20 protein-coding genes are annotated in these 23,322 nt (G+C 45.1%); 8 read left to right on the forward strand and 12 right to left on the reverse strand.

All coding sequences use genetic code 11. From position 1 onward, the window contains the following. The first annotated feature begins 71 nt into the window (after nucleotides 1–71). The 3 genes from L4D74_RS15390 (at nucleotide 72) to L4D74_RS15400 (ending at nucleotide 3,153) form a co-directional block, all read left to right on the forward strand. Nucleotides 72–968 carry a transporter gene (locus tag L4D74_RS15390; RefSeq protein ID WP_428753072.1) on the forward strand — a complete coding sequence of 299 codons (897 nt, stop codon included), beginning with the start codon at nucleotides 72–74 and terminating at the stop codon, nucleotides 966–968. A gap of 39 nt (nucleotides 969–1,007) precedes the next feature. Further along, on the forward strand, nucleotides 1,008–1,601 hold the full coding sequence (locus L4D74_RS15395) for an outer membrane beta-barrel protein (protein ID WP_428753073.1): 594 nt from the start codon (nucleotides 1,008–1,010) through the stop codon (nucleotides 1,599–1,601). A 607-nt stretch (nucleotides 1,602–2,208) separates the two neighbouring features. Next, the gene (locus L4D74_RS15400; RefSeq protein ID WP_428753074.1) at nucleotides 2,209–3,153 is read left to right on the forward strand and encodes a YadA C-terminal domain-containing protein; all 945 of its coding nucleotides are present in this window, start codon (nucleotides 2,209–2,211) and stop codon (nucleotides 3,151–3,153) included. Between the two features lie 102 nt (nucleotides 3,154–3,255). Here the strand turns inward: L4D74_RS15400 and L4D74_RS15405 are convergent, their stop codons facing one another. The 6 genes from L4D74_RS15405 to aptA all read right to left on the reverse strand — a co-directional run bounded on the left by L4D74_RS15405 (nucleotide 3,256) and on the right by aptA (nucleotide 10,205). After that, on the reverse strand, nucleotides 3,256–4,035 hold the full coding sequence (locus L4D74_RS15405) for a sulfite exporter TauE/SafE family protein (protein WP_428753075.1): 780 nt from the start codon (nucleotides 4,033–4,035) through the stop codon (nucleotides 3,256–3,258). A gap of 131 nt (nucleotides 4,036–4,166) precedes the next feature. Continuing rightward, entirely contained in the window at nucleotides 4,167–5,471 is a 1,305-nt protein-coding gene (locus tag L4D74_RS15410) for a TRAP transporter large permease (RefSeq protein ID WP_428753076.1), read from the reverse strand. Beyond that, a complete protein-coding gene (locus L4D74_RS15415; RefSeq protein ID WP_428753078.1) occupies nucleotides 5,468–6,028 on the reverse strand; it encodes a TRAP transporter small permease in 561 nt (186 codons plus the stop codon). The genes L4D74_RS15410 and L4D74_RS15415 overlap by 4 nt, the downstream gene beginning before the upstream one ends. 180 nt (nucleotides 6,029–6,208) lie before the next feature. Next, nucleotides 6,209–7,240, reverse strand: coding sequence for a TRAP transporter substrate-binding protein DctP (gene dctP, locus L4D74_RS15420; protein ID WP_428753079.1), 1,032 nt, complete (start codon nucleotides 7,238–7,240; stop codon nucleotides 6,209–6,211). Between the two features lie 90 nt (nucleotides 7,241–7,330). After that, nucleotides 7,331–8,821, reverse strand: coding sequence for a CoA-acylating methylmalonate-semialdehyde dehydrogenase (locus L4D74_RS15425; protein WP_428753080.1), 1,491 nt, complete (start codon nucleotides 8,819–8,821; stop codon nucleotides 7,331–7,333). A gap of 67 nt (nucleotides 8,822–8,888) precedes the next feature. Further along, nucleotides 8,889–10,205 carry an omega-aminotransferase AptA gene (gene aptA / locus L4D74_RS15430; protein ID WP_428753081.1) on the reverse strand — a complete coding sequence of 439 codons (1,317 nt, stop codon included), beginning with the start codon at nucleotides 10,203–10,205 and terminating at the stop codon, nucleotides 8,889–8,891. Between the two features lie 160 nt (nucleotides 10,206–10,365). Between aptA and L4D74_RS15435 the strand changes: the two genes are divergently transcribed. After that, nucleotides 10,366–11,283, forward strand: coding sequence for a LysR family transcriptional regulator (locus L4D74_RS15435; protein ID WP_428753082.1), 918 nt, complete (start codon nucleotides 10,366–10,368; stop codon nucleotides 11,281–11,283). A gap of 134 nt (nucleotides 11,284–11,417) precedes the next feature. Here the strand turns inward: L4D74_RS15435 and L4D74_RS15440 are convergent, their stop codons facing one another. Together L4D74_RS15440 and L4D74_RS15445 are read right to left on the reverse strand one after the other, a co-directional pair. Continuing rightward, on the reverse strand, nucleotides 11,418–12,026 hold the full coding sequence (locus L4D74_RS15440) for a bifunctional 4-hydroxy-2-oxoglutarate aldolase/2-dehydro-3-deoxy-phosphogluconate aldolase (protein ID WP_428753084.1): 609 nt from the start codon (nucleotides 12,024–12,026) through the stop codon (nucleotides 11,418–11,420). Nucleotides 12,027–12,034: 8 nt separating this feature from the next. Beyond that, the gene (locus tag L4D74_RS15445) at nucleotides 12,035–13,411 is read right to left on the reverse strand and encodes a GntP family permease (protein WP_428753085.1); all 1,377 of its coding nucleotides are present in this window, start codon (nucleotides 13,409–13,411) and stop codon (nucleotides 12,035–12,037) included. 152 nt (nucleotides 13,412–13,563) lie between these two features. Between L4D74_RS15445 and L4D74_RS15450 the strand changes: the two genes are divergently transcribed. The 3 genes from L4D74_RS15450 to L4D74_RS15460 all read left to right on the forward strand — a co-directional run bounded on the left by L4D74_RS15450 (nucleotide 13,564) and on the right by L4D74_RS15460 (nucleotide 16,677). Further along, on the forward strand, nucleotides 13,564–14,076 hold the full coding sequence (locus L4D74_RS15450) for a gluconokinase (RefSeq protein WP_428753087.1): 513 nt from the start codon (nucleotides 13,564–13,566) through the stop codon (nucleotides 14,074–14,076). Then, entirely contained in the window at nucleotides 14,069–15,865 is a 1,797-nt protein-coding gene (gene edd, locus L4D74_RS15455; protein WP_428753089.1) for a phosphogluconate dehydratase, read from the forward strand. The genes L4D74_RS15450 and edd overlap by 8 nt, the downstream gene beginning before the upstream one ends. Before the next feature lie 293 nt (nucleotides 15,866–16,158). Further along, nucleotides 16,159–16,677, forward strand: coding sequence for a DUF2058 domain-containing protein (locus L4D74_RS15460; RefSeq protein ID WP_428753091.1), 519 nt, complete (start codon nucleotides 16,159–16,161; stop codon nucleotides 16,675–16,677). Between the two features lie 79 nt (nucleotides 16,678–16,756). On the opposite strand, the gene L4D74_RS15465 is transcribed toward L4D74_RS15460, so the two are convergent. Both L4D74_RS15465 and L4D74_RS15470 read right to left on the reverse strand, forming a co-directional pair. Further along, the gene (locus L4D74_RS15465) at nucleotides 16,757–17,338 is read right to left on the reverse strand and encodes a porin family protein (RefSeq protein ID WP_428753092.1); all 582 of its coding nucleotides are present in this window, start codon (nucleotides 17,336–17,338) and stop codon (nucleotides 16,757–16,759) included. 271 nt (nucleotides 17,339–17,609) lie between these two features. Then, nucleotides 17,610–18,614, reverse strand: a complete 1,005-nt coding sequence (locus L4D74_RS15470; RefSeq protein WP_265674200.1) for a LacI family DNA-binding transcriptional regulator — start codon at nucleotides 18,612–18,614, stop codon at nucleotides 17,610–17,612. Between the two features lie 338 nt (nucleotides 18,615–18,952). On the opposite strand from L4D74_RS15470, the gene add reads away from it, so the two are divergent. Beyond that, on the forward strand, nucleotides 18,953–19,945 hold the full coding sequence (add, locus tag L4D74_RS15475) for an adenosine deaminase (protein ID WP_265674199.1): 993 nt from the start codon (nucleotides 18,953–18,955) through the stop codon (nucleotides 19,943–19,945). 138 nt (nucleotides 19,946–20,083) lie between these two features. Here the strand turns inward: add and L4D74_RS15480 are convergent, their stop codons facing one another. Both L4D74_RS15480 and L4D74_RS15485 read right to left on the reverse strand, forming a co-directional pair. Further along, nucleotides 20,084–20,839 (reverse strand): YMGG-like glycine zipper-containing protein, encoded by a 756-nt coding sequence (locus L4D74_RS15480; RefSeq protein WP_428753093.1) that lies wholly within the window; start codon nucleotides 20,837–20,839, stop codon nucleotides 20,084–20,086. Nucleotides 20,840–21,040: 201 nt separating this feature from the next. Next, on the reverse strand, nucleotides 21,041–23,263 hold the full coding sequence (locus tag L4D74_RS15485; protein WP_428753095.1) for a TonB-dependent receptor: 2,223 nt from the start codon (nucleotides 23,261–23,263) through the stop codon (nucleotides 21,041–21,043). Nucleotides 23,264–23,322: the final 59 nt, after the last annotated feature.

The raw sequence follows: 23,322 nt of genomic DNA on the forward strand, positions 1-23,322 counted from the left end.
TTATGTCCACTAGAGAGTTTATGCAAAGCCTCCTTATTTTTTGGGGGCTTTTTTAAATCTGAGATAATTAAATGAGAAAACTATTAATTATAGCCGTTAGCCTATCGGCTGCATTCGCTGTGAGTGCAAACCATCTAGATCGCGAAACAACCAGTTTTCAGCCAGGATTGAATGCGGGTGCTAACGCTGCGAAGCGTACAGGTGATGGTTTTTTTGGTTCCATTATTTATAACAATTATCGTTCGAATACCACCGATGAAAATGGTCAAGCCGGCGGGGGAGTCGATGTATACACGATGTTCAATGGCCTAAATTACAATACGACGTGGGAGGTATTAGGAGCGAAATATAGTATCGGTGCTATTGTGCCAATTGGTGAAGTGCACTCAAGAATACCGAATGCGGGCAATGTGAGTTCTGGAATAAAGGTTGGTGAGCCAGTATTGATGCCCGCTCAATTGTATTGGGAAGGTGAGAAGTTAAACGTTACGGCCCGTTGGTTTTATCGTTCGGCGAATAATGGGGTATTAGATAAGCCCTACGAAACCCATCAGTTAATGACCGCGGCTACCTATGATGTTAGTGGTTATTGGCAATTAAATGGGGCCGTGGCTTATGAATTGCGTGGCAAGCATACTGCGCAAAATAACGATGTGCGACCGGGTAATATTCTCACCTTAGACGGATCTGTCGTGCGTAAATTTGAGGGAGGCTATTCTTTGGGCTTATTGGGTTATCACATGAGTAACGATACCACCGATCGAGGCCACTCATACCGTTCAAAGGATGGAAAGCCTAATAAGTACGGCGCTAACCCCCATCGCGGTACCCTAACAGGTTACGGTGTAGAAATTGCAGTCCCTGTATCTGCTCAATCTGGCGTGTCGATGCGCGTGTTTAATGAACTCAATTCAAAAACCTCGACTCAAGGTACTCGGCTATTTCTATCATACGGTCATCAATTCTAAAGTTAGCCCCCGATAGGGGGTTTTTGCTAGAGGTAATAAATGAAAAAAGTCCTATTGGGTGCCGTTATCTCCGGCAGCGTTGTGGCACACGATTATTCTGGTTTCCGTTTGGGGGTGGGATCGACGTTAGGAGCTTCGGGATCGGAAGGGGTTGGTAGCCTTGGTCCACAAACACGCTTAGAGATCGGCTACGATCTTAATGGATACTTGTCAGTGAATTTGCACACCACCATGATCAAGCGGTGGGAAGAAGAACGTTCTCAAGATCCTCAACACTACCACTACGCAAGAATTAGCGCGTCAGGTTACCGCACTGGAGCAGAGTTAGAGGCGGGTTACACCTTCGATATACAAGATGGTTGGGGAGTAAAACCTTATACAGCGTTCGGTTTTATGCACCAGAGTGGGAAATTAACCAAGTCATTTAGTGATACGACTAATCATACGCCAATTCATCGGGTCAGTCATAGCCTAGAGGCCAGCGGACTTATCGTGGCTGCAGGCGTTCGAATCATGCCAACACATCGGGCGGCCTATGGTGACGTGCGCATTAACTATGAACCCCTAAATGGTAAGTATAAATTTGTACAAAATAGTCCCACATTCACGATAAGTTTCGGCGCTAAATTTTAGTACTTTCCCTGATGTGAGTCTCTGACTATTCTCAAGAATAGTTCCATTGAGATAGTCAAAGCGTGTATTTACGATCCAGTAAAAAATTAAATAATAGATAGTGTACAGGAGCACCCGAAATTTATTAGTGCGAGTAATGACGGGTGCTAGGGTATTTATCATAGAGAGGAGGAGAGTGTGAAATTTCTTTTCAGTTTATTTGGATCAGTATTAGCGAGTAGCTGGGCGGTATTACTATGGGGAGGAATCCTATCGTGAGTTACTTATCGATTGTCGGTATATTTATTGTAGTGCTGGCTCGCATATTTCTCGGCATGAAATACCGGGTTCTGGTAGTGAAAAAGTGGCTGAAGAATTATAAATAGGAGGGGTTAACAAATGATATATGGGTAGGTTCATAAATTTAAAATCAAAGCAAGCCCCTGCACTGCTTATCTATTCGAGCCTCTTCCAACCACCTAATTTAGTGAAAATTCCGATCCCTCGTATAGTCCGTCCTGCTGAAAGGGCACAACCTGACAGCCAATAACTATTAATTTTCGAGAAGGATTCGGAAATTTGTATTTCCACGGATGGCTAAGAAATCAAAATCATTTTCGAGGCTAAAATGAAAAAACAAACTATCGCTCTGGCATTACTAACGGCACTTTCGTCTGGTGCTGTAATGGCCAATAATATTGATGCAGGTTGCGAGGCTGAAAATTCAGCTGCATCATGCACTATTACTGACAATGAATCAGGCGAGGCCGTGCGTATTACCGCGGATCGTCATGGGAATGAAATTAGAGAGTACGTAAATGAAAACGGTGAGTTCCAAGTTCATGAAGTGAGAGAAGGTTATAAGTCGGGTTATACGACGGTAGACGGAGATGGCAAAAACCTTGTAATTCGTGATAGTGATAAAAATGGTGAGAAGCATACGGCTATTTCCAATGAACAAGGAACGCTAATTTCAGACGATACGGGCGACAACTACGCAGTATTAGATAGCAAAGGCAATGTTATTGAAGGTGCGATCACGCCTGATACTGGTGTGAAACGTCCCGACCATGTGAACATGCCTGATACTGGCGTAAAAGCTCCACCAGTAGAGCGCTCTGAAGTAATTAAAGAAGTAGAGCGTCAACGCGAATGGAACAAGCAAGCGGAATCAGCGGGCAAAGAATTGGCGAATTCGGTAGACAAAAAATTTGGTCAAGCAGAGCGTTCAATCTCAGACAACGCGACCGCAATCGCAGACAACAAAGCGGCGATTGACAACCTTGGTGAAGCGATGCAAAAGCAGGGTCAAGAAATGCGAGAGCGTTACGATGGTGTGAAAGCCTCCATGCACGCTATTACTAACGCGAAGCCAGTGGCGTATGATGTCGGTGAGTTTGCGGTAGGTGCAGGTCTAGGCGCGGCGGGTAGCAAGCAGGCGGTCGCTATTGGTGGTGCGTATCGCTTCAATGAACAATGGGCTGGCTCATTCACTGTCAACCACGAAACAGCAGGCCGTCATACTAAAGCGGATACATCGGCTGGAATTGGCGCGCAATTTAGCTTCAAGTAGTGAAAGCCTTCGGCTGAATAATCTTTTACTGAGCTCTTAATCAAGCCCTGGCATTAGCTGGGCTTTTTTCGTTTATATTCAAAACCAGTTATTCAATATTCGCTACAAGTAAGTGCTGTAAAAGAAATACAAGGTGATCGATATCGAACTAAAGGTAACAAAGCGTCGTACAATTATTTGTGGAACTTGTTGTGAGAAGTGTGCAGCAAAATATCCACCTGTTAAGGTGCCTAACATCACAGCAATACCAGAATACCAGTCAATCAAATCAGAGAAGATAAAAATGACGATGGCCATTGCGGAGGCGCAGGTAGAAATCAGCAGCTTTAGGCCATTCATTAGGTTGATATCGCGGTAACCAGCGATGGCGAGATAACTTAACCCAATCACTCCCAGTCCGGCATTAAAAAAACCGCCAAATACACCGACTGAAAACAAGAATAAGCCCAAAAAAAGTGCAATGAAGCCACCATGATGAGTATTATTGGTTGAGAGTGTTTGCAGAGCGCGATTGGCTTTCCCGCCAAAGATAAACAGCAAAGTGGCGATAAGAAGAAGCCACGGAACGGCATACAAAAACTGTTGCTCAGTCGTGTAGATCAACAGCAGACTACCGCTGAATCCCCCCAATATGCTGAGTAACACAATATTCACCAAATTGGCTTTGCTTTTGACAATTTCACGTCGAAAGGCCAACGTGCCGCTGATGTAACCCGCACAAGCTGCAAATGTGTTGGTAGCGTTGGCAATGATGGGCGGTACGCCAACAAAAATCAGTGTGGGGAATGTGATAAAGCTGCCGCCGCCGGCAATCGAATTAAGAATGCCACCGAAGATACCAGCCACAAAGAGTAATAATAATTGTAGTACGTCCAGTGACATGGAGAATACCTAAATCGATGAAAAAGAAACAATTCATTAACACTAAAGGATTTTCTTTCTGTAGGCAATGGGGTGACAGAATGGATAGGGGATGGGCTCTATACACACGATGTGCACATAGAGCCTTTTGGTTAAGAAATACCCATCAGTAACTTAGGTAAATAGAGAGATATTTGTGGGAAAAAAGTCACAATGAAGACAACAGGAAGGTGACCAAATGCCAATAATATGATCGTTGGTTTAAAGTACTGATCTAATCGAAGCTTACTTATTCCTCCTGCCATATAGAGCATTGGCGCACAGGGTGGGGAAACATTACCTAACCCTAAGTTGACCCCTACGATGGCGGCGAAATGGATGGGGTGTATCCCCAGCGCCTGAGTGACAGGTAAAAAGATGACCGCGGCTAATATACTTCCTGAAATATCATCGACGATCATACCGATCAATAGAAGTAGAATGTTGATCAGAAATAAGATGACATATTTATTGTCGCTGAGTCCCAGCATCGCTTCGGCCAGCTCGGAAGGAATTTTTTGCATTATCATGGCTCGGCTCATGACGAATAAAAAGAACAGCACCGCGATGATGGAACCTGTCACGATCGACGCCCTAAGTGCCACGTCCCCTAATTGTTTGAACGACATTCCTCGGTAAATGAATACGCTCACTACCGCTGCATAAACCACCGAAATCGCCGCAGCCTCTGTGGGGGTCGCCATACCACTATAAATCACGCCTAAAATGAGAATAGGCATTAACAAAGCAAAAGAAGCGTTATACCCAGAACGCATGACTTCTTTAATCGAAGTGGAAAGTGTTGTTTTAGGTTGGACAATAATATGGTCGTTTTTGCGTAGTATTATAAAGTTGAGAATGCAATACCATATTGTCAGGAAGATACCGGGAATGATGGTTGACAAAAATGCGGCACCGACAGACAGACCTCCAGTAATTGAGAAAATAATCATCGGAATACTCGGAGGTATTAATAGCGCCAATACAGAAGAAGAAGCGACTAAGGCAGTGGCGTATCCCTCTGGGTAGCCTTCCCGAATCATTCGCGGGATCATGATTTGGCCGATAGCAGCAATAGCCGCAGAAGAGCTTCCGGAGATCGCACCGAATAGGGCGCAGGTTAAAACGGTTACCGCACCAAGCCCACCTTTTACTCGACCTACAATCGCTGAGACAAAGTCTAGTATTCGTTCAGAAATACCGCCCTCAGCCATAATGGAACCCGCTAAGATGAATAAGGGCAAAGCAAGAAGTGCAAAGCTTGCTGTTGTGTTGTAACCATGAGGCAATAGAAATGAAAGGTCACTTCCGGTAAACCAACTAAACAGTAATGCACCAACACCAAATGAGAAGGCAACGGGAGTGCCTATTAATAACAGTACGACGATGATGAGAAGCGAAACGAGGAAAATGATCATATAGAGGTCCCTTTATTTTCTGGATTAATAGCGCTCGTATCCACTCGTTTCCTGAGTGCTTTCATCGTCAATACAGTATTCCACTGACGAATGGCACCTAGGAAAAAATAAGCGAGCATCACGACAAATCCAAATGCCATAGAAGTGCTCCATAAATATCTAGGCCAGCGTAGGCTAATACTTACGCGACCTTTATCAAAAACGCCATAGGCATAGTTGACCGCGAAATAGCAAAATATCGCAGCGGAAAAAATGCTGATAAGATAAATGATAAATTTAATGACAGACAGTATGTACTCGTCTTTTACTAACAGTTCAACGATACCACCATATATATGTTCGTTTGTTTTTGTGGCATACCCCATAGCAGGGAAATAAATCCATACGCCTAATAAAATAGCGACCTCTTCGATACCTGGGAATGGGGAATCAAAAAAGTAACGGGTAACTACTTGCGTAAACATTAATATAGATAAACCAACGGAAGCTACGATAATTTGCATTCGAATTATGGATTCGAGAATTTTACCCACTCGTTGATAACTCTGCTCACTCATACACCCTCTCTTTAATTACTTCTATTTATTTACTTTATGCTTGCCAGCAGATATGAATAAAAGTCCGGTACGGTTAAGAGAACACCCAAAGACCCTTAACCATACAAGACTTGATCATAGTTAGTTCAGTGGAACAAATAAGACAATTCGGGGATCTTATTAATACTGACTAATACTTGGCTATTGCTGGGTGATGGCCGTCACTTTCTTCATAATGTCGACACCAACCAGTTTCTCCATTTTTGGCCACTCATTTTTGTAAATAATGCTTTTTGATTTGTTCATTTGGTCATCTGTCAGTTCAACGACTTTGATGCCGGAATCTTTTACTTTTTGTAGGTACCCTTCATCAATGGCTTGTGCTTCATTCCATACCCAAGCCATTGTTTTATCCGCGGCTTGTTGGAATTTCGCTTGTTCATCTGAAGGTAGGTCTTCCCACCAGTCTTTATTGACGAGGAAAAACGCTTGCTCAAAGTAATCTTTGGTTAGGATATAGGTTTCAAGAACATCTCGCATTTGCCAGATTTCAACTGCCGGGGCGGTTGCACGAGCATCGATAACACCGAGTTGTAAAGAGGTGTATAGCTCGCCATATGGGATAGGTACAGCAGCAAAGCCAAGATCATTGAATCGGTCAACCCCAATTTGAACGGTCGCCGTTCTCATCTTAATGCCCTTACCATCTTCGGGGAAGTTTACAGGTACCTTTCCCACACCCTTACGTACGGCAATAGAACCAAAACCAGTCGGGACGATCCCTAACGCATGTAGACCGATGTCATTAAAAATTTCATTATAGATATCTAACATGTCGCCATTTGGACCATAGGCCACTTTGGCGCTTTCCCAGTCATCAACGACGTAGCCTAACCATGTTAAATCGAGGCGGCTATCGAACTCAGAAGCGCCATAGCTAATGGTCATTGGAATCACGCCGTCTATGGTTTGTTCGAATTGAGCTTCCCAACCTCCTAGGTCACCGCCGGAATGATAAGAAGGCTTGAACTGAGAGCCTGTCGAGTCAAGGTTAGACATGAAATTTTGAGCCGTCATATGGAATATATGATCGGTCGGATAGGATTGAGACAGTATAAAGTCTTTCGCGTATACGGAGGATGTCGCTAATGTTGCGGTCGCTAATGTCGCAATAACGGTCCCCACTAATAATTGAGATAAGGCTTTTTTGGTCGTGTGTAATTGAAACTGCATAGACGTTATCCTTAACATAAATGGTATTATGCTTTGCTGTGGTAAAAGGACTAACCCCAATTGGTATTAGGGTTAGTGGTACAGGAACGCTTAACTTGGGAATGAGAATTTGATGCCTTCACGGACACCGTTTGAAGGCCAACGTTGAGTGATGGTTTTTCTCTTGGTATAGAAGCGGACAGCGTCAGGGCCGTAAGCTCCAAGGTCTCCAAACACGGAACGCTTCCAGCCACCAAAGCTATGGTAGGAAACAGGGACCGGCAACGGGATATTGATCCCAACCATGCCTACTTCAATATTCTTACTAAAGTAGCGTGCGGCCTCACCGTCTCTTGTAAAAATACAAGTGCCATTTCCATATTCATGTTCGTTGACTAAACGCATTGCGTCTTCCATTGAACTGACACGTACGATTTGAAGTACAGGACCAAAGATTTCGGCTTGGTAGCTAGACATCTCAGTTGTCACATTGTCGATGAGTGTGCCGCCAACAAAATAACCATTTTCGTAACCGTCTACTTTTGTATGACGACCATCGATTAATATCTTCGCACCTTGTTCTTCAGCGCTGTTGATATGTGCGACCACAGCATCACGGTGCTCTGCACTGATCACTGCACCAAAGTTGGCGCTATTGTCATGGTAAGGACCTACTTTAAGTCCTTCCATTGCCGTTGAGAGTTTATCAATGAGCCTGTCAGCAACGTCATCGCCAATGGCTACGGCGACAGACAGTGCCATACAGCGCTCGCCAGAGGAACCAAAGGCGGCACCAATGAGTTGTTCTACTGCATTATCCAAATCAGCGTCGGGCATGACGATGGCGTGATTCTTTGCGCCGCCTAATGCCTGACAGCGCTTGCCATTATCGGCAGCAGTCTTATAGATGTACTCAGCAACATTCGTGGAACCCACAAAACTAACGGCTTTGATGCGATCATCGGTGAGAAGGGCATTGACCACCTCATGGTCACCATTGACGACATTCATGACGCCATCAGGTAAGCCAGCCTCTTTCAACAACTTAGCGATGAATAGTGGTGCCGAAGGGGCTTTCTCCGAGGGTTTTAAGATAAAACAGTTGCCACATGCAATGGCGATGGGATACATCCACAACGGCACCATGGCAGGAAAGTTGAATGGGGTAATACCTGCGACGACACCGACAGGTGCAAATTCACTCCACGAGTCAATATCAGGTCCCACATTGTTAGAATGTTCTCCTTTGAGCTTTTCAGCGATACCCAGCGTGTATTCAACATTTTCGATACCGCGAGTGAGCTCACCGAGCGCATCATGGCCAATTTTTCCGTGTTCTTGACCAATAAGCTCGCAAATGGTGTCTTTATTTTCATCCAGCAACAGTTTGAAGTTCTGCATGACCTTAACGCGTTTAGCCGGGGGAGTATCGCGCCATGCTGGAAAGGCATTGGTGGCTTTTTCAATGGCATGTTTTACTGTTTCTAACGAGGCGGTGGCAACCGTATTATCAACGCCACCAGTTGAGGGGTTGTATACCGGTATTTCTCTTAGTGAATCAGAGACTAATGCACCACCAATAAAGTGTCCTATATTCGCCATGTTTTTTCCCTTTTTATGTTATTTAGTGATGTGTAATGTTATTTAGTGACCTGCGCCAAAGCGCTATTTAATTGACTTGCTCGATACTTTCACCAAGCGCATTAACCAAAGAATCAATTTCATCAGACGATGACATGAAAGGAATGCCGAGCTGTATAGTGTCGCCGCCAAAGCGGGTATAGAAGCCTTTCTCCCACATCTTCATTGCGATTTCATAGGGTCTATCGGTTGGCATTCGACCAGAGGAGTCGATAGTGAGACCAGCGGCTAGGCCATAATTTCGAATGTCCAATATTGAGTTGAGGTTGGCTAATGAATGTACTTTGGATTCAAATTCAGAACTTAGCGCCTCAACCTGACTGATCACATTGTTAGATTGAATGTAATCGAGTGTCGCTAAAGCAGCCGCACAGCCGATCGGGTGCGCTGAATATGTGTAGCCATGCGGGAGCTCAATGGCAGATTCAGCTCCGCTGTTACTCATATAGCAGTCATAGATTTCTTGGCGTGCGAGTACCGCCCCTAATGGAAAAACACCGTTGGTAATTTGTTTCGCAGTTGTCATTAGGTCCGGGGTAACGCCAAATGCTTCGGCAGCGCTATAAGCGCCCATGCGTCCAAAGGCGCAAATCACCTCGTCAAAAATGAGCAAGATATCGTGTTCAACGCATATCTCTTTCAGTCTTTCCAGATACCCTGCAGGGGGAGGGATGACGCCAGCTGAGCCTGCAACGGGTTCAACAATGACTGCTGCAATCGTAGAGCTATCATGCAGTGCGATAATATCAAGCAGCTCATTCGCGAGACTTGCACCATTCTCTGGTTGCCCTTTATTAAAGGTACCAGCGGTCTGCATAGTGTGGCTCAGATGGTCGGTTTCAAGACCCTGCCCGAAGAGTGAACGGTTGCCGACAATGCCGCCAACACTAATGCCGCCATAGTTGACACCATGGTAGCCTTTCATTCGGCCCACAAAGCGCGTTTTTGATGCTTGGCCTTTCTTGCGCCAATACCCTCTGGCAATTTTTAACGCACTTTCAACCGCGTCAGAGCCGCCCGTGGTAAAGAAAACTTTATCGAGCCCATTAGGCATGATTTCAAGTATTCTTTCTGCTAGCTCAAAAGACTTTGCATGCCCAAACTGAAAGCCTGGCGCATAATCCAACGTTTTTAATTGCTTGCTGATGGCATCATTGATTTCCATTACATTATGACCCAGACCGCACGTCCATAAGCCAGAAAGGCTGTCATAGATTTTCCTTCCTTTGTCGTCCGTAAAGTAGTGACCCGATGCTGATGTGAAAATACGTGGATTGTTTTTGAATTCTCTATTGCTCGAAAAAGGCATCCAATGAGCGTCAAATTGAGATTGGGTCAATGACATAGTGTGTCTCCCTGTTTGATGTTGGTTTCTATGACAGCAATCTACACACGACGAAATAGGAGATAAATCACCAATTACGAAACCTTACGTTAACAATATGTAAACATACGGCCATTTGGTGCTACATTATCCCCATTCAAAATGGATGGATATTCCCCTCATGAGCAGAGATTATTTTAGGCAGTTAGCCAATATGGACTTAAGAACGATGAGAATTTTCTGCAAAGTGGTGGAATTGTCGGGCTTTACTCAGGCGGCGGGCGAACTCAATATTAGTCGCTCAGCGGTCAGTATTGCTATTTCGGACTTAGAGACCAGAACGGGACTTCATCTTTGTAATCGGGGGCGAGGAGGTTTCTCTTTGACGAGTGAAGGGGAGCAATTTTATTCACACGTTCAGGATCTGCAAATGTCGATTTCAAATTTTTGCAGTGAAGTGAACCGAATACATAATAAAGCGGCAGGTGAGATCTATCTTGGAATTACCGATAATTTTATTAACCATAAAAAAATGGTTATTACGGACATGATTACTCAGATGCGAGATAGATTTCCAGATGTGGCGGTTCATTTGCAAATGATGCCATCGAAAAAGGTGGAGATTGATCTGCGTAATAATTTATTGAATGTTGGTGTTATTCAGGTAGGAAAGAAGGTCGATTGCTTTGATTATTTCCCGCTCTATTCTGAAATTGAGAACTTATATTGTGGAGTAGGTCATCCTCTATTTTCTGTTAAATCAGTGGATTACAAAATTGACGATATCAGCCATTATCCCACGATTCAATCCAGCTCCACGGCGAATATCGACTGGTCATTGTTTAATGTGTGCGCTGAGTCACCAGATAGAGAAGGCGCTGCATTTCTGGTGTTAAGCGGCAGTTACCTTGGTTTCTTACCTGACTTTTATGCAGAGCAGTGGGTCATCAGTGGTCGCATGCGGCGCCTGAAAGTTAAGGAACTTGAAAATCAAATTTCTTATGAGATGGCGATTAATAAATCAAATTCTAAAAGTTTAATCATGGATTATTGGATGGAACTGTACAGTAAGATGGTCGAGCCCTCTACGCGGCACTAAAGCCACGCTAGGATTTGATAGGAACAATACAAAGCGTTAATCAGCTAACCAATACGATGCGATGAATGTAATTTGTGAACAAAAAAGGAGCCGAGGCTCCTTTTTTGTTTGTACCTACTAAGACGAGTGGTGTGCTAAATAGCTTTCACTAGTTCAGCAAGCTCATCCCATTTTCCTTCATTAATCAGGTGAGTTGGCACCATCCAAGTACCACCGCAAGCAAGAACGGCTGGTACGGCTAGGTACTCCTCAACATTACTCGGGCTGACGCCACCCGTTGGCATGAATTCAACCGGGTAAACGGCGGATAATGCTTTCAGCATAGATACGCCACCTGAGGGCTCTGCAGGGAAGAACTTAACGGTTTTAAGTCCGAGTTCCATTGCTTGCTCTACTAAGCTTGGGTTATTGACGCCCGGAACAATCGCAATACCGACTTTTTGGCAGTATTTCACGGTTGTTGGATTTAAACCTGGGCTAACAATGAAGTCAGCACCTGCGTCCTTTGCAATATCTACTTGCGCAGCGTTAAGTACGGTTCCGGCACCAATGAGTAGCTCAGGGTACGCCTCACGCATGAGGCGAATGGATTCCGCCGCAGCTTCCGTTCTAAATGTCACTTCCGCGCAAGGCAGGCCATTTTCGACCAACACTCTAGCCAGTGGCACGGCGTGATCGGCATTGTCGATGGCGATAACCGGGACGATTCGAATTTCTTTTAGCTGTTGTTCTAGCGTTTTCATAGTAAACCTTAAAGGATAAAGCTGAGTGTCGCGACGATAGCAAACGCAATCGTACCAAGTAATGTTTCCATCACAGTCCATGTCTTAAGTGTCGTTTTCTCATCCATTTCAAGTAGGCGAGACACTAACCAGAAGCCTGAGTCATTGAAGTGAGAAAGTACGGTTGCACCGCCTGCAATAGCAATCACGATGAAACATAGGTCTAATTCACTTAGGCCAGTGGTTGCTGCGACCATTGGTGCAACAAGGGCAGCCGTTGTCGTTAACGCGACCGTTGCAGAGCCTTGCGCAACACGAAGACAGGTTGAGATAACAAAAGCCGCAACAATAACAGGCATACCAGTGTCAGCCATCACGTCTGCTAAAGCATCGCCGATACCGCTGGCACGTAATACACCACCAAACATACCGCCAGCACCTGTTACCAGGATAACAGCACAGATAGGGGCTAAAGAGTCACCACATAGGTTTTCCAGTTTCTTCATGCCGTAGTCTTTGGCAAAAACAGCCAAACAAACCAGCAATGTAATTAATAATGCAACGGGTGTTTTACCCAGCATTCTTAAGAATTCAACGAGTGGTGATGTACCGTCAATCACGCCAGCAACCGCAAGCGTGTTCAGACCTGTATCCATAAAGATAAGGAATACAGGGAGTACAAGAATCATGAGTACTGTTGCGAAGTTTGGCAGTTTAGACTCGTCGATGATCGCGTCAGAGTTAAAGAAGGCTTTAGACAGTGGGATATCGAATTTTTTACCCGCGTATAAGCCAAATAAGTAAGCACCAAAGTACCAAGTAGGAATCGCAACCAAGATACCAACAAACAACAATAGACCGATGTTAGCGCCAAGAAGATCGGCCGCAGCAACTGGCCCTGGGTGTGGAGGGACAAAGGCATGCATTACTGCAAACGCACCAGCAGAAGGCAGGGCGTATTTGATTGGTGAACCACCAAAGCGTTTTGCGACGCTAAAGATGATTGGCATCATCACGACTAAGCCCGCATCGAAGAAGATAGGGAAACCGAATAGCAAAGAAGCAACACCTAAAGCAAAGGGGGCTTTCTCTTCTCCAAATCGACCAATAAGCGTATCGGCGAGTACTTTTGCGCCTCCCGTTACCTCTAAAATTTTACCAATCATAGCGCCTAAGCCAACCAGTAAAGCAACAGAAGCAAGCGTGCCGCCAAAGCCACCCATCATGGTTGGTACGACTTGATCAGAAGAGACACCCGTCGCGAGCGCAGTACCTAAACTTACTAATGTTAGCGACGCAAATGCGTGTATTTTGAGCTTGATGATAAGCAGTAACAATGCCGCTACTGCAAGCACCGCCACGGTTAATAGGTAGGTAGGATCCATACCTTGGGCTAGTTGTTCCATGTGTTCACCTTTAGGAATATTAATTGTGTTATAGTTCACATTTATTTAAGTTACGGGTAACATGTTACCGATAACACGAATAAGATAAACCCATATTTACGAGTTAATTCAAAAATTGGGATCCAGCGCAAACTTGGATAGGAGAAGAGATTATGGCGGGTAGTAGTGTAATTGTGATGGGTGTCTGCGCATCAGGAAAAAGCACAATCGGGGCAATGTTAGCGCAAAAGCTTGGTCGAAAATTTATTGATGGAGATGATTTACACCCACGAGCAAACATTCAAAAAATGGCATCGGGTGAACCACTCAATGATGATGACCGTGCCCCGTGGTTAGAGCGCATTCGTGATGCGGCTTATAGCCTAGAGAGTAAAAATGAGCATGGCATTATTGTTTGCTCCGCATTGAAACAACACTACCGCGATCAAATTCGGGAAGGCAATGAACACGTTACCTTCTTGTTCCTTGACGGCAGCTATGACCTTATTCTTGATCGCATGCGTAATCGTTCTGGTCATTTTATGAAAGAGAACATGGTGAGAAGCCAGTTTGATGCTTTGGAGCGGCCTGATGCAGAACCTCAGACCGTGGTTGTGGATATTGATTGCACCATGGAAGAGGTCGTTGAACGTGCGGCTGTTGCTTTGGAGGTAGCGCGTGACTAATCAAATAGTAAGAGAAGTAACGGCTCGTATCATTGAGCGCAGTAAAGTATTACGTGGCCAATATTTAGATGCCATGAAACATCAGGAGTCTCAAGGCAAAGGGCGGACACAACTATCATGCGGAAATTTGGCCCATGCGGTGGCGGCGTCATGTCAGTCTGAAAAGGACCAAATACTCAATTTTACCCGCTCTAACGTTGGTTTAGTGTCGTCGTACAATGATATGTTGAGTGCTCATCAGCCATATTTGGGTTACCCGCAAGAAATTAAAGTGGCGTTGGCTGAATATGGGCATACCGCACAAGTTGCTGGCGTGGTGCCTGCAATGTGTGATGGTGTGACCCAAGGTCAACCGGGTATGGACATGTCACTTTTCTCGCGCGATGTGATTGCACAAGCCACGGCGATTTCGCTGAGTCACAATGTATTTGATTCAACATTACTGTTAAGTATCTGTGACAAAATTGCCCCAGGGCAATTGATGGGGGCATTGACTTACGGTCACTTACCCACGGCTTTTGTGCCTGCAGGACCAATGAAAACGGGCATAAGTAACGAAGAAAAAGTCGATGTTCGCCAGAAATATGTTTCGGGTGAAGTGGGTGACGATGCGTTATTAAAGATGGAATGCAGCGCCTATCATTCACCGGGAACCTGCACCTTTTATGGTACTGCCAATACCAATCAGCTTGTTTTTGAATCCATGGGATTGATGTTACCAGGCTCTGCGTTTGTTCAACCTGATACCGCGCTGCGACATGCACTGACGAAGTCTGCGGCAGTATCAATCGCCTCAATGGCGAAGGCAACACCAAATTATCGACCGTTATACAAAGTGGTGGATGAAAAGAATATCGTTAATGGTGTTATCGCACTGCTTGCGTCTGGCGGTTCAACGAATCACACCATTCATATGGTCGCGGTGGCAAAAGCGGCAGGTATTATTCTAACGTGGCAGGATATGAGTGATCTGTCGGATGTCGTGCCATTGCTAGTGAAGGTGTATCCCAATGGTCCTGCTGATGTGAATGCCTTCCATGACGCGGGTGGGGTGCCTGCGTTACTGAAACGTCTAGATTCGGAATCCTTACTGCACCGAGATGTTCAACCTGTGTTTGGGTCATTTGCAGACCAAATGTCACTACCGAGTTTACAAGGTGAAGAGTTGGTTTGGACACCCGTTGAGGAATCGACGGATGGCGGCGTGATCTCACGATTTGATGAGCAGTTTAGTCAAAGTGGTGGGACGAAGGTACTCAATGGGAACTTGGGTACGTCTGTTATTAAGGTCTCTGCGGTATCGGAAGATTATCGGGTGATTGAAGCGCCTGCTAAAGTGTTTCGATCTCAGCATGATGTTGAAAAAGCGTATCATGATGGCGAGCTTAATCAAGATTGCATGATTGTGGTGACGCATAATGGCCCAGCCGCCAACGGTATGCCTGAACTGCATAAGTTGATGCCGATTCTAGGTAATATTCAAAAAGCAGGACACCAAGTGGCACTGGTGACTGATGGCCGTCTCTCGGGCGCCTCAGGTAAGATTCCATCGGCCATTCATATGTCACCAGAAGCGGTGCGTGGTGGCGTGATCGGGCTAGTACAAGAAGGTGACATTATTCGCTTAGATTGTCACACAGGAACCTTAGAAAACCTGACCGACATGACAGGACGAACGCCGGCGGTGATCGATACAGAATCCCAACAACAAGAGTGGGGACGCAACCTATTCTCAGTGATGCGCAATACCGTATCGAGTGCGCAAGAAGGCGCGAGCTTTATCGTATAGAAAGCGTTTGACTAACCGTCCATATATTCAACTATCACAGAGTCAAACGAGCCCGCTGTTTGTCTGACCTATTTGAAGAGCCTGCTTAAGTTTATTTTGGCAGGCTCTTTTGTTTATTTTGGGGGGCATGCGTCATGATCTTGCGTAACCATCCTGCGCAATAGCCTTTACGTGATCGTTTTCAGTCGCTTTGTTCTGTACATCGTAGGAAAGTTGCTATTCAGGCTTGCTCAATGCGTCATTTCTTGGGATCATCACAGCAGATGAACACATTTTTATAGGCCTGTTATTTTATGTCCAAACTAAGTCTCCAAGAGCAGATGCTAAAAGCTGGTTTAGTCAACGAAAAGAAACTGAAAAAAGCCAAGAAAGGCTCGAAAAAATCTCGAGTACAAGCTCGTGAAGCCAAAGCTGCGGTAGAAGAAAATAAAGCGGCGCAACTCGAGCGTGATAAACAGTTAAACAAAGAGCGTGACGCACTGGTTCTGAGTAAAGAGATGCGTGCTCAAGTTAAGCAATTGTTGAATATGAATAAAATCGACAATAAGAACGGCGATATTAAGTACAACTTTACCGATGATAACTTGGTTAAGTCGTTGTATGTAGAGCAAGAAACACGTGATCAATTGGCGAAAGGCATTCTATCGATTGCGCGTTATGAAGATACGTATGTCGTCATTCCAACGATTGTTGCGAAGAAGATTGCTGAGCGCGATACTGAAACCGTCATCGAGAATGACGTGAAAGAAGAAGTCGCAGCAGAAGATGATCCGTATGCGGACTTTGTTGTTCCAGATGACCTCATGTGGTAGAAGATATTATCACGACAAACGAAAAGACCGCTGTTCATTCAGCGGTCTTTTTTATGTTTAATCTAAAGCATTGACGCCTTTAGAATTTGTATGAAGCACCTAGGTACAGGCCACCAACAGCGATCTTTGCTTTTTCTGTTGTGATATGTAATGGATGTTCATAGCTGAATGCATCCATCTCATAAGCAAGACGCATAGCCAATCCATCAATCATTTTGGGAGCGTATTCGACTCCAACGCCGTAACGAATGCCTAGAGTAGATTGTTCATCTGAGAAGGGACCGAATCTGGTTTTCGTGTTTACATGGGATAAACCTACAGTAGCAAATGGGCGAATACCGTTATCAAACGTGTAACCAAGATTTGCAGCGACAGAGAGTGCAGTTGGAGTCGCAGATAAACCAGGCGCAGCAGGGTGTGTGAATTTACCGTAGTTCGTGTAACCTGCTTCAACAGCAACGATGCGGTTGAACTGGTAGCCACCGTAAACTTTTAGTGCGCGTTCGCTGTCAGGTGTTGGCAAGCTATAGTCATCTAGGCTGTCCAATTTGCTTTCAGTTAAACCAAAACCACCACCGATGTAGAAACCTGGGTCAGTTGCACCAGCGTAAGCGCTTGAGGCAAAAACGGTACATAGTGCGAGTGCGATTGCTTTTTTCATTCTGAAACCTTTTACTCTTAAAAGTGGTATTTATAGGGGACGTAATAACTTGGCGTGCAATGTAATAGTTTGCGACTAAAACATCCACGAGAGAAATGTCTGATAATGTAGGAAATGTCGCGAATTGTCAGGGGTATGTAACGGCGTACATTCGACCCTCTGATGAGAGATAAAGCGATCTGTCACTGATCGCGTTTTGGGGGAAGGGGAGCTAAAGAGTCATGGCTAAATGAAAGAACAAGGTGTGAGAGAAGAGAGCAAGTACTAACCGTTACAGACTCTCACCTTCTGTTATTCGATAGCCCAAATCAAAGCTACGCTGCGTTGGTGCATTGCCTTTCAAAGTTGCAATCAATAACTCAGCACTTTTTTCGCCAATGTCATAACGAGGCGTATCGACGCTTACGAGTTTAGGATGAATAGTTTGGCCAATATCCAAGGCGTTATAACCCACGACGGCAAGTTGCTGCGGTACCGCAATGCCGCGTTGCTGAGCGGTTAAAATGGTACCAATAGCAATATCATCATTGGTACAAAATACGCCATCTATATCAGGGTGCTGCCTCAACGCCATATCTAGGAGCTCGGAAGCCAGAGAAAAACTAGAGTGCGATTCAGTGAGGATATGCTTAATTTCCAGGCCCGCTTCATTCATGGCTTTGTCATAACCTTGCATACGCAGTTGAGTACGGGTATCCAAACGAGCACCAAAATAGGCAATCGAGGTTCGCCCTTTTTGTATCATCTGTCGAACCGCTTGATAGGAGGCTTCCACGTGGTCTAACCCTACCGCCATATCAATAGGTGTTGCGGGTAGCTCCATGGTTTCAACAACCGGTATATCCGCGGTTTTAATCATTTGCAATGTGCGCTGAGTATGATGACTCTCGGTAAGGATTAAAGCATCAACTTGATAAGACAGTAGTGAAGCGATTTTATGTTCTTCCTCTATTTCATCATAGCCAAAATGGGCAATAAGGGTTTCATAACCATTGGCCTTGGTGACCGCTTCAATACCTTGCACAAAAGAGGCAAAGATTTGGTTTGATAAAGAGGGAAGAAGAATACCAATGGCTTTGCTGGAAGACTTAGAGAGCATAGCTGGCGCGCGGTTTTCAATGTAACCCACCTGTTCTATGACAGCCGCAATTTTATCACGCGTTTTTTGAGCGACAGAATCTGGATTGCGCATAAAGCGAGATACGGTCATTTTTGTTACGCCTACTTGATCGGCAATATCTTGTAGAGTAGGGCGCCCTTTTCGTTCAGTTGTCATTATCTTTTACTAACCAATGTAATGTTACATGTAACATTATCACCGAATCCCTTAGTATGCCAATGACTTATGAATGCATGCTATTAGCTGAGTAAACTGTTCTATTATTAATTGATTATTTATAAACCAACAGTGATGAGAAAATTTTTATTTTTCACGCATACGTTTGCGTCAAATTTGAGGTTTGAAAGCGAATTTCTAATCCTGTAGGTTTATGGTCTATAGCTAAGCAAGTTTTGAGAATGGAGATTCAAGCGTAGCTCGGTTTATGAACCCCCTTCGTTAGCAGAAGTCCACACCTTAAAGACTTCAATAATAAAAATAGAGTGAGAGCGATAATGAACTACCATGCATTACCCAAAATTGATCTACATTGTCATTTAGATGGCAGCGTGCGACCTGAAACCATCATTGAATTGGCTGCGCAACAAGGCGTAGCGCTCGCGAGCACAGATGTTGATGTTGTTCGTGAAATGATGGTGGCGCCTGAAAGCTGTACCGACTTGCTTGAATATTTGAAACGTTTTGATCTTCCCCTTTCTGTGATGCAGCAACAAGATGCGCTAGAGCGAATCGCTTTTGAAGTGTATGAAGATGCGGCGTTAGAAAACGTCAAGTATATGGAAGTGCGCTTTGGTCCACTGTTGCACCGTGAGCAAGGTTTGTCTATCGACGGCATTATTGGCAGTGTTGTCGCCGGTATGAAACGTGCTGAGAAGGAACATGGCATTAAAGGCAATATTATTTTATCGCTGTTGCGTCATATGCCGACTGATGAAATTAAAGACGTCATTGATGTTGGTGCTCAATATGTTGGCAAGGGTGTTGCTGCGTTTGACTTAGCCGGTGGTGAGGAGCTGGGTTTTTGCGAGAAGTTTATTCCTTTTGCTCAATACGCAAAGGAAAAAGGCTTGAATGTCACGATTCATGCCGGTGAGCAGGGTGAAGGTCAGAACGTGTTTGATGCGATCACCATGCTAGGTGCTGAGCGTGTTGGACACGGTATTCACATTGCCACACATCAACAAGCGTTTGACTTGGTACACGAGAAACAAGTTGCTCTTGAAACGTGCCCAAGCAGTAACGTACAAACGAAAGCGGTAGAGAGCTTAGACGTTCACCCGATTGAGTCTTTCCGTAAGCAAGGCATTCCAGTGACGATCAATACCGATAATCGCACAGTATCGAATACCACCATGACAAAAGAAGTACAAAAGGTCATTGAGCAGTTCAACCTATCGGCTGATGACTATGCTCACATCTATCGTAATAGTGTTGAAGGCGCATTTACCGACGCTGAGACTAAGCAATGGCTAATGTCGCAAATCTAAACGCGTTTCGGGTTTAGTGGCTTTAGGTTATATCGCTGGTTGAACTAAGCAATAGCGAGAAAAAGCCCTGAAAGTGTCTGCTTTCAGGGCTTTTTTATGAGTATAGGTTAATGATTTACCACACTGGTAGGCATGTTATTAACTTTGACGGTTAAACTTAAAGGTTTGTACTTTTAGCTCTTCGCCTTTGACGACCACGAACGTATCGATAATCCAGATATTCTTACCAACGAACCCTAATTCCATGTGGACATCGCTTGCATTAACCCCTTCATAAATAACGGCATCTAAATTTTCTGGGTAGAAACTATAGCGGTTTTTTGAAGCTTGAAACTCACCAGCAAACTCAACGGATGTATTTGATTTCTCGTTGTTGATTTGCATCTTATAGCCAGTTTCGGGAGTAAAACTAAAGTTAGCGTTAATCGCTAATTCATCAGTGCCAGAGAGTACGACTTCTGCTTCAGATGTCTTCTTCAATGAACCGCTCGCTGATGTTGTTGTTGAACCCGGCTCAACAACATGAGTTTGAACCGTTACCCGCCATTTTCCAGTGAAGTTATCGAGTTCTTTCCAAACTTTTGGCGTAGATTCGCTGTTTTGATTGCCAATTGCAGCAAGAGCGGCATCTCTTTTTTCTGCGCGAATATTTTCTCTATTATTGGCGAGATCTTCCGAGGCACCAGACACGCCACCAGCCACACCACCAACTAGAGCGGCTTTTGCTGCGACGTCAGCATCCCCTGTGATAGCGCCAATCGCAAGTCCAAGTAACGCGCCGCCAATCGCGCCTTGTTTTGTCATTTCATTGGGATCGGTTTCACCGGGTGTCGCGCAACCAGTTAACACGATAGTTGCTAGTGATAACGCGGCAAATTTAGATTTAAGGTTCATGGAACAAACACTCGTATCAGGAATTAAGGGAATGGAATTCTATTTAAATTACGAATGGGTTGCAAGTGATTGTGGTGATGATTTGTACGAATGTCTGGGTTATCTATATGGTTTTTAAATGTATTGGGGCAGGAATCCCCTTGTGCGATAGGGGGATCGGCCAGCAACGAGAGGGGTAGCTGCTGGCCGTGATGTAATCGCTTAAAAGTCGAGTTCGTACCCTAGGCTAAAGGTTTGTCCTCGGCCAGAGAAGTAGTAACTTGAGTGATTGCGGATCTGGCTGAAGTAGTTGATGTACTGCTCGTTGAGTAAGTTTTCAACGGCAAAGCTTACGCGACCATAGCCGTTCATGTCATAAAATATTGATATGTCCATCAGTCCATAGCCTTCGAAGTGTTGCGCAGCGCCAGCACCGTTGGCTTCTTTTGAGCGAGAAAACATATGGTTGTACTGGACACGCCCATTCAAGCGGTCTGAAAAGCTATGGTTAACCGCAACAAGCAGGCGGTCTGGGGATAAGTTTTTAAGATCCATATCGCTATCAACGCTACCATTTCCTGTGCTATCTACTTGTCCTTGTACGTGAGAGTACAACGACTGGATAGATGTGGTCGGTAATACATTGTAGGTTGCCGTTAGCTCATAGCCCTTGATGTCGGTGCGTTGACGAGTGACATCATAAGTCCCACCGCTGTTGAGCGATAGGTTAGCGCCATCTTTGGCAATAGACATATAAGTACTGCCGCTCACATGCAGTTTGTCGTCACTGTAGCTTAAGCCTATTTCATAGTTGTCGGTCACAACGGGTTTCACTGCAGGCATAGTGTTGAAGTCGATCGGTGCTCCACCAACTGGTGCAGTTGAAGGACCGCCAATCCAGTTACCGCGTAATACGCGGCCAATATCAGGTAAGCCAAAACCTTGGCTAAAGCCAACGAAAGAACTTACCGAAGGTGTAAAATCGTAAACTGCGCCGGCATTAAATACTGCTTGGCTAAAGTTTTGCTCACCACCGATGATATCAACTTGGCGATGACCTGCATTGCCGTACCCCCATAGGGTTTGCCCGTCCGCGACTTTAACTTTGGTATTTTCTAGACGAACACCACCGGACAAACGTAGGGAGTCTGAGACAAGAAAATCACCTTGAACAAAAGGCGCGAGGCTTTGATACATCATATCCGGTGTGACATCTTTACCTGATTGCATGAGTTTTTGTTTCGTGGCGTCTTCCATGCCATCTAAGCCAACTACCCAGCTGTCGTCCCAGCCTAGGATGTCGGTTCTTACATAGCTGAGCTTAAACCCTTTCTTAGACGAGACGATCGCGCCTTGATCCATTTGTTTGTCAGCAGTAGGCCACCATGATGCTTGGCCATAAACCGCTTCGAACTCTTGGTAAAACGCTTGGAACTTCAATTCACCACCCGCGAAGTTGTAGTGGTCATAACCGAAGTTATAGAGCTCAGCATAGTTAGAGGTTGGAACGCCATCTGGTGTGCCACGCACAACCGTACCCGGCGTGCCGTTTACATGGTCACCTTTCACTGGGATGTAATTTTGGTTACTTTTCAGCTGAAAACGGCTGGCACTAAAGCTGACGCGTTGATCGCCACCATCAAAGTTATAGCCACCCTTAGCTAAAAAGTTCGTCGCATTTGAGTCTTGAGTTTCACCTTGAATGGCATTCATGCCGATAGGGTTGCCGTTACCGTCATAGTAAAGCCCTTGTTGCTCCCAAGAGCCGCCAATGAATAGATCGTAGTCTTCGTCGTACTGCTTCAGGTTGTAGTAAACCTTGCCGCCCGTGCCATCGTCTTTTAGGTTAGAGGTGACTCGCGTACCAATCGTTTGTTTCCAGTGATCGCCCGGTTTCGCACTTTTAGTGACGTAGTTGATGATACCGCCTGTTGCACCATTGCCTTGGACGGCGCTCGCCCCCTGTACAACTTCGACACGTTCAACCATTGAAGGATCAACCGTATAACCGTAGCGGTTACCGTTACGTAGTGGGTTATTTTGTGGTACGCCATCTACCATGATAAGTGCGGTTCGACCACGTAGGTTTTCACCTTGATTTGAGAGTTTCTGGCGGCTAGGCGTCATACCCGGAACAAGGTTTGCAATGACACTGGTTAAGTCATCACTTACCGCTGTCTGTTGCTTCAGCTCTTCGCTAGAGATGACGTGAATAGACCCTGGGATTTTATCGGTATCCTGGCTGTAACGCGTCGCCGTGACCACCATGGTTTCCGCTGCTTTCGATTCACTCGGCGCTGCCTGCGTCGTGTCTTCCGCTGTTTTGTGAGACGTGTGATTTTGAGCTTGATCCAACGGTGCATTTTCAGCGTACGCACTGTTTATTGATAAAGCTAAAAGAGACAAGGTAAATAGACCTGTCTTAACGGAGTGAGACGATTTCAAAATAGTGTCCTTATACTGCTTGGATAAATTGTTGGTTTTTATTATTAGAGTGATTCGTA

The organism is Vibrio cionasavignyae, assembly GCF_050337155.1.
GTDB lineage: Bacteria > Pseudomonadota > Gammaproteobacteria > Enterobacterales > Vibrionaceae > Vibrio > Vibrio nomapromontoriensis.